Source organism: Mesorhizobium sp. WSM4848, assembly GCF_055811375.1.
In genome coordinates this window covers 1-6,338 of the sequence record NZ_JBVVPX010000075.1, presented here as the reverse complement: position 1 = coordinate 6,338, position 6,338 = coordinate 1, and the positions used below count along the sequence as shown (strand labels likewise).

Annotated in this window: 4 protein-coding genes and 4 pseudogenes; 4 read left to right on the top strand and 4 right to left on the bottom strand. The window is 60.6% G+C overall.

Going from position 1 to position 6,338, the window contains the following annotated elements; translation table 11 throughout:
* Positions 1–71: 71 nt before the first annotated feature.
* A pseudogene (locus AC0L16_RS33150) lies at positions 72–529 on the bottom strand (helix-turn-helix domain-containing protein); the annotation flags it as partial.
* A 179-nt stretch (positions 530–708) separates the two neighbouring features.
* Between AC0L16_RS33150 and AC0L16_RS33145 the strand changes: the two are divergent.
* Positions 709–1,604 (top strand): annotated as a pseudogene (locus tag AC0L16_RS33145) (IS481 family transposase).
* 63 nt (positions 1,605–1,667) lie between these two features.
* Here AC0L16_RS33145 and AC0L16_RS33140 read toward each other — a convergent pair.
* Positions 1,668–2,292: pseudogene (locus AC0L16_RS33140) on the bottom strand (IS110 family transposase); the annotation flags it as partial.
* A 478-nt stretch (positions 2,293–2,770) separates the two neighbouring features.
* On the opposite strand from AC0L16_RS33140, the gene AC0L16_RS33135 reads away from it, so the two are divergent.
* The gene (locus tag AC0L16_RS33135; protein WP_473625725.1) at positions 2,771–3,607 is read left to right on the top strand and encodes a hypothetical protein; all 837 of its coding nucleotides are present in this window, start codon (positions 2,771–2,773) and stop codon (positions 3,605–3,607) included.
* A 527-nt stretch (positions 3,608–4,134) separates the two neighbouring features.
* Positions 4,135–4,713, top strand: coding sequence for an aspartate/glutamate racemase family protein (locus tag AC0L16_RS33130; RefSeq protein ID WP_473625724.1), 579 nt, complete (start codon positions 4,135–4,137; stop codon positions 4,711–4,713).
* 184 nt (positions 4,714–4,897) lie between these two features.
* Here the strand turns inward: AC0L16_RS33130 and AC0L16_RS33125 are convergent.
* A pseudogene (locus AC0L16_RS33125) lies at positions 4,898–5,065 on the bottom strand (IS5/IS1182 family transposase); the annotation flags it as partial.
* Positions 5,066–5,287: 222 nt separating this feature from the next.
* Here AC0L16_RS33125 and AC0L16_RS33120 point away from each other — a divergent pair.
* Positions 5,288–5,665: a transposase gene (locus AC0L16_RS33120; RefSeq protein ID WP_473625728.1), complete on the top strand. Its 378-nt coding sequence runs from the start codon at positions 5,288–5,290 to the stop codon at positions 5,663–5,665.
* Here the strand turns inward: AC0L16_RS33120 and AC0L16_RS33115 are convergent.
* A complete protein-coding gene (locus AC0L16_RS33115) occupies positions 5,612–5,824 on the bottom strand; it encodes an ATP-binding protein (RefSeq protein WP_473625726.1) in 213 nt (70 codons plus the stop codon). The genes AC0L16_RS33120 and AC0L16_RS33115 overlap by 54 nt on opposite strands.
* Positions 5,825–6,338: the final 514 nt, after the last annotated feature.

Below are 6,338 nucleotides of genomic sequence, written 5' to 3'. Positions count from 1 at the left end.
CCTCCATCATTCACGCAGCTTCACGTTACGGGGTTAGCTCATACTGAACTCCTTCCGTGCCTCTGCAGCACACTCTCGTCGATGAAGACCAGGCGGGAGGCGGCGATCCGGCCCTGATGGGCCTTCCACTGCGCCCGCCGACGCGCCACATCGGGCCGATCCTGCTCGGCGGCGATCAGCGTCTTTTTTTGTGCGTCAGCTTCTCGGCACGGACGAACTCCCACACCGAGCGGTAGTCGACCTTCAGCCCGCGCTCGGCCAGTTCTGCCGCAAGGCCGCGCAGCGTGAAGTCTGTATTGCGGCAGCGCTCGATAAGCCAGTCGCGGTGCGCACCGGCAATCTTCTTCGGCCGTCGCCCGCCCATCTTGCCGGGCTCCACCATGCCCGTTTCCCGCAGCCGGCGAACCCACCGGATGACCGTGCTGATGCCGACCCCAAAACGCGCCGCCGCCTGCCGCCGCGACAGGCCCTCCTGCTCAACCGCACCAACAACCCGCTCGCGCAGATCCATCGAATAAGGCTTGCCCATCCATGCTGGCCTCCATCCCCAGCCAGCATGTTGAATCAAATCCCCGCTGATTTGGGAATCCCCCTTCGATTCAGCCTCTCTTCATCCCGCTCTAGGTGTGAGCTTTCGGGAGGTTGTCCATTCGGACCGGACCGAGGAGACTGGAGTTACCACGCTTCAGCCTCCACCGGAGGGTCCGAATGAACATCCACAAGAATGCCCGTCTCACACCGCTGCGTCGGCGTGTCGGCGAGATCGTGACGCGCTGGGTCGAGCGCTATAAGACCGAGAGCCGTGCCGGCATGGTCGACCGTTCCTCGCGGCCTGCCCATATGCCACAGCTCACCGGCGCGTCGATCGGCGAGCGTGGCGTTGCGGCGGCGACGTTGGACCGGCAAGCACATCGCCCATGAGGTCGGCGTCTCGCCCGCCACCGTCAGCCGGGTTCTCAAACGTGCCGGGCTATCGCGGCTGAGCGACATCGAGCCGGCCGAACCGGCACGGCTTTACGAGCGGGAGAATCCAGGCGAGATGATCCATATCGACATCGAGAAGCTCGGCCGCTTCAGCCAAGTCGGCCATCGCATCACCGGTGACCCGCAAAAGGGCAAGTCGCGCGGCGCCGGCTGGGAGTTCGTCCATGTCTGCATCGACGACGCGTCCCGCATCGCCTTCTCGCAGATCCCTGCCCGACGAGAAAAAGGAGAGCGCCATCGCCTTCCTCAAAGCGGCGGTTGCCTACTACGCCAGCCTCGGCGTCACCATAGACCGCGTCATGAGCGACAACGGCTCCTGCTACAGATCGAAGGCTTTCGCCAAGGCCTGCCGCGATCTCGGCCTTAAGCACGTCACGATAAGGCCCTTTACGCCCAAGACCAATGGCAAGGCCGAGCGCTTCATCCAGACGGCGTTGCGCGAATGGGCCTCCGCCATTGCCTACCCGACATCCGATCACCGCGCCGCCGAACTGCCAATCTGGCTCCACAGATACAATTGGCATCGCCCACACGGCAGCCTAAAGTCCAAACCGCCTTTCAGTCGTCTCGCCCTAACCGAGGACAACCTGTTGAGCTCCACACCTAGGACACGTCTGTAAGATAAAGTTTAAACTTTTACACCTACTCGTTCGGCGATCGACACCGGGCGAATCAGCCGCTGGGCAGACAGGATCGGCACGGGCGATCTTCAGCACGCGCGGTACAGCCGGGTAAACTCGTTCCACAATACGGCCCGGGCCTGCAGCATCGCGCCGATCACCGTCGCAAGCATGTCATGGCCTTCGATGACATCGCGAATGCGCGCCTCGAAACGCCCCCGGCTCATCTCGCCAACCTTGAGCCCGTAACCGCGTAGGATTCCGCGGATGCTGAGCTCGACGTCGAGCAGCTTGGTCTGCAACAGCTTGCGGCCGACCGCACCACCTGGGCATCTGCGGACTTGGCGTGCACAGAACGGTACCAGCTCATGCGCAGCATCTGCGCGATCCCGCGGGCGTCTTTGCGATCCGTCTTCACCGGCATCGCCGACAGTGCCGCCTTCACATGCCGTGTCTCCAGCAACACCACCTCGAAGCCGGCGTCGACCAGACCCTCGCGCAACCACTGCGACAGTGGGCCCGCCTCAAGACCCACCCTGACTATCGGCAGCCCAAGATCGCCAAAATGCCGCAACAGCGCCTCTGGCTCGCTCGCCACCTTCGTCTCACGCACGATCTTGCCCGATGAATCCACCACGCAAACGCTGCTCAGTTCCAGCGACACATCAATCCCTACATAATAGTCCATGGTTTGTCCCTCGCTTGATGCTTGGGGCCGACACAATCAGACCCCATTCAACATCATCACTCTGAGGGACAGCCACCTTCCTGGCTAGGCGAGGAGCGGCGGCCTATTACGGCATCTAGAATGCAGGGCTATCGATATCTTGTGTCGGATTGTCGAGGACAAGTCACGCTAGTGTTCCGCTTGGCTTCCCGCCGCACCCTCATGTAAACCATTGATCAGGCAGGTAAAAAAGTATTTCTGTAGCTCTTTCTGCCCGGTTGGCACGATTTTTGTTCCTTCTTACGATGCGGTAGGGGCTGCCGACCGATGCCATGTCCCAGATGACATCGCGACCGATGAAACGAAGAAAGGAAAGCAGCATGTCAGGTCCGTGTCAGATCGCGTCCTGTGGAAAAGGAGATATCGGTAGTCAGCTTCAGACAAGAACCATCTTGATCTGCTGCTGCGCGCCCAAGGTCACTAGGCAGTGAGGTGGACAATGGCGCCAACAAGTTCAAGGGGCGGCAGCATTCAGGGGACGAAGCACGATTTCACTGCAGTGTATAACGGCAGGTGGCCGCACGCCTATTTTCGCGCGCATTTGGCCGTGGACTATATGATTCCAGATCGGGCCAAGCCGGTCTTCGAACGGATCTTCGCCGAGTATCGACGCGTTCGAAACAAGACTAGGTTGAAGATCATCGATATCGGTTGCTCCTACGGCATCAACGCTGCTTTACTTCGCACCGATCTCGATCTCGACGATCTGTATGCTGCGTATCTGGAATCCGGTGGATCGCTCTCGCGCCGACAGGAGATCGAGCATCGCGCCTTCTTTCGTGATCGCAGCCTCCGTGACGACATTCAGTTCGTCGGCGTGGATCCATCATTCCGGGCTGTTAGATATGCGCAGAATCTGGGCCTGCTGGAAGCTGGCATCACGGCAGATTTGGAAACCCGTGATTTGAGCGCCAGGGAACGTTGCGCACTCATGGACGCTGACATCCTCATCAGCACAGGCTGTGTAGGTTACGCGACGGAACGAACCTTTGCACGCGTGTATGACGCCTCGGCGACGTCCCGCCCGTGGGTCGTCGCCTTTGCAATGCACCCCTTCAGTTATGACCACATCGGCGCGGCTCTTCGGGGTTTCTCGTTGGAAACCAAGTGCCTAGATCAATTCAGACAACGCCAGCGCCGCTTCTCGACACCAGCGGAACGGCGGGCCATCCTGAAGGCTATGAGCAAACTCGGCATGGAGGATCGCCTAGAGCGCACGACCGGCTATGTTTACGCGTCCTGTTACATCTCCGCACCGTCAGGCGAATTGCTCTGAGTCTGTCATTGACGGACACATCTCACGGCGGATCGAACTGTTCGCGGTCCACCAACGACGTCGGGCTCCGAATCCAGGCTAACGGCGAAGCTCTCCGAGGATTGAGGCGAGGTGTTGTTTAGTCCCGGCATCTGGTGGAGCGGATTGAGTGTGAAGCGTTCGGGCTGAGTGACCTATGTCCTGCAGATGAACTCGTATCGTGCCATTCGCGCTCGGAACGGATACCGGCGGCCACTGGCACGGCGTATGCTTGTCCAGCTGTTGCACAAATGGGGGTAGGTCGATCGGACAGGCATCGTAGGTCGCAAATAACCGCCCATCAGAAGGTATGGGCTACTGTGAGGAGATAATACATAGTCCATTTCCCTACCACCGGAGGTAAGCGGTGTCCCCGTTTCCCGTTAGATAAGCGGGCGCCCCGATTCGTTTTCTACGGTGCACCCGTCGGCATCTTGATGTTTGAGCGCGACTCAAATTTGCCCTTCATACCGGGGGACACCGGGAATGCCGCCACGTGGAGTGTCCCGGTGGGCTACAAGACGATGCCCGGCCTGCATGTCCCCCAGATCTTTGCCGGGGAACTGACATCGGCTGTGGTTCAGGCGGCGACCGAGCTGGTACGCGAGGGTGCGCAATTGATCACCTGCGGCTGCGGATACTCGATTCGATACCAGGAAGCGGTCCGCGCCGCGGTAGATGTACCCGTGTTCCTATCGAGCCTTCTCTTCGCTCCTTTTCTCGAAAAAATGCTCCCCCCGGACAAGGCGCTCGGCATCATTGTGGCAAGCAAGTTTGCACTGACTCAGGACATGTTGGAAGCGGCCGGGCTGCGAGCCAACGTTGGGCGCAGGGTGGTCGTCGCCGGACTCGAGGACACTCCCGTGTTCGCAGACTTTTTTCTTAGGATCCCCGAGGACGACCTAGACGTCGGCGCCGTCGAGACCGATGTAGTCAATGCCGCGGTGGCTCTACAAATGGACCGACCGGACATTGGGATGCTGCTCCTTGAGTGCGGCGACTTGCCGCCCTTTCGCTCCGGCGGTCCAGGAGGCGACCGGCATTCCGGTCTTCGACTACACGTCGATGGTCGTTCATCGGTGGGTTGATACGCACGGGACTCATCTGAAGGCTGCCGGCCCGAGTCGTGGGACCGCAGCTGAGGCCCGCGGTCCTGCCACCACGTAACGGGCCAGAGCACAACCGCCCAAACGGCTATAATTTTCCGCGGCGTCACGCCCTCTCTGGAGCTCTTATATCCCGAACATGGGTTCCGCCCAGCGCCGATGCGCTGCGGATGAGCTGGCTGACGGCATAGCCGCCGTGCCGGGTTGTGCGGTGATCGATCGCGGAACGGCGGCCGTTCATGTTCTGCGCCACGTGCGGCGTCGCCTTCATTGAGCGCAATTCGTTGATGAAGTACGCCGCGTCATAGGCCTTGTCGGCGCCGAGCGTGATCGCCTGCGAACACGGATCGCTGTGTTTGGCGAACCCGAGAATGAGTTCTTCCAACGTTCTGATTTCTTGCTCAATGCGTGCGCGAACTGATTGGCGCAGATACAGTCATCATTGGCACTTGTCGAGCCGCTTCTGGCGATCGTGGCCACGATATTGCGCGAGTTCGGGCGACTGACAAAGCAGGTCCTCAATATCGCCCGCAAGGAGCAAGTCTGCCGACGACTCATGTCCGTGCCCAGTGTGGGACCCATCACCGCGCTCGCCTTTCGTGCCACGGTCGATCAGCCGGACCGCTTTCGCCGATCGAGGGATGTCGAGCGCATTTGGTGTCTGACCCCGCTATCAATCCGGCGAGACGGACATTCAGGGCAAGAGCCGATGCGGCGACGAGCTCGCCCGCACGGCCTCTATGAGGCGGCTCATTCGCTGCTTGTACTCAGCAAGAAATGGTCGAGCCTCAGAGCGTGGGGTATGAACGTCGCCAAGCGGCGCGGTATGGCCCGAGCCCGAGTTGCTTGCGCATTTCGCAAAGGCCGGACAAGAATTCCGCTAAGTCGCGGACAATTTGGCGGTCCTCGGGTGCCTTGTTGCGCTCATGGATGATTGATTTCGCCGTTTTTGGCGCCGGTCAAGAAGGGTCGCCGCCTTTTGCTTTCGCATGCTGTCGCCCTGGAGCACGATGCGGTGAGCGTTGTGCACGATCCTGTCGAGAATGGCATCGGCGATGGTGGGGTCTGCGATCAGGTCATGCCATCTGGCCACCGGGACCTGGGCGTGATCAGGGTGGATTTGCGGCGATAGCGTTCCTCGACGATTTCGAACAGATGGAAGCGCTGCTGGTCGGTGAGGGAGTGGTTCCGAAGTCGTCGAGGATGAGGAGGTGTGCGCGGGTGAGTTTGTCGAGAGGCGTGGGAAGCGTCCATCGAGACGGGCGAGCGCCAAATCCTCGAACAGGCGCGGCACGCGCACATAGATGATCGAGCCGTGCTGCTTGCCGGCCGAAGGCGCAGGCCAGCCACGACTTGCCGGTTTCCGGTCTGGCCGGTGACGATCAGGTTCTCATGCGCCTTCAGCCATTCACCCTAGGCGAGCGCCATGGTGCTGCGGCGGCGACATGGTCCGGGAAAATCAGGAGGAGCTTGACCTCAACGACCCCAATCAGAGAAGCCTGCTAGACGCCGCACAGGATTGCTTCCCTCTTTCGGATGTCGAGCATCGGCCGCCTGGTGGCGACAGGGCGGCCAGAAGGCGCGCAAACCCTGCAGTTTCGAGGCTA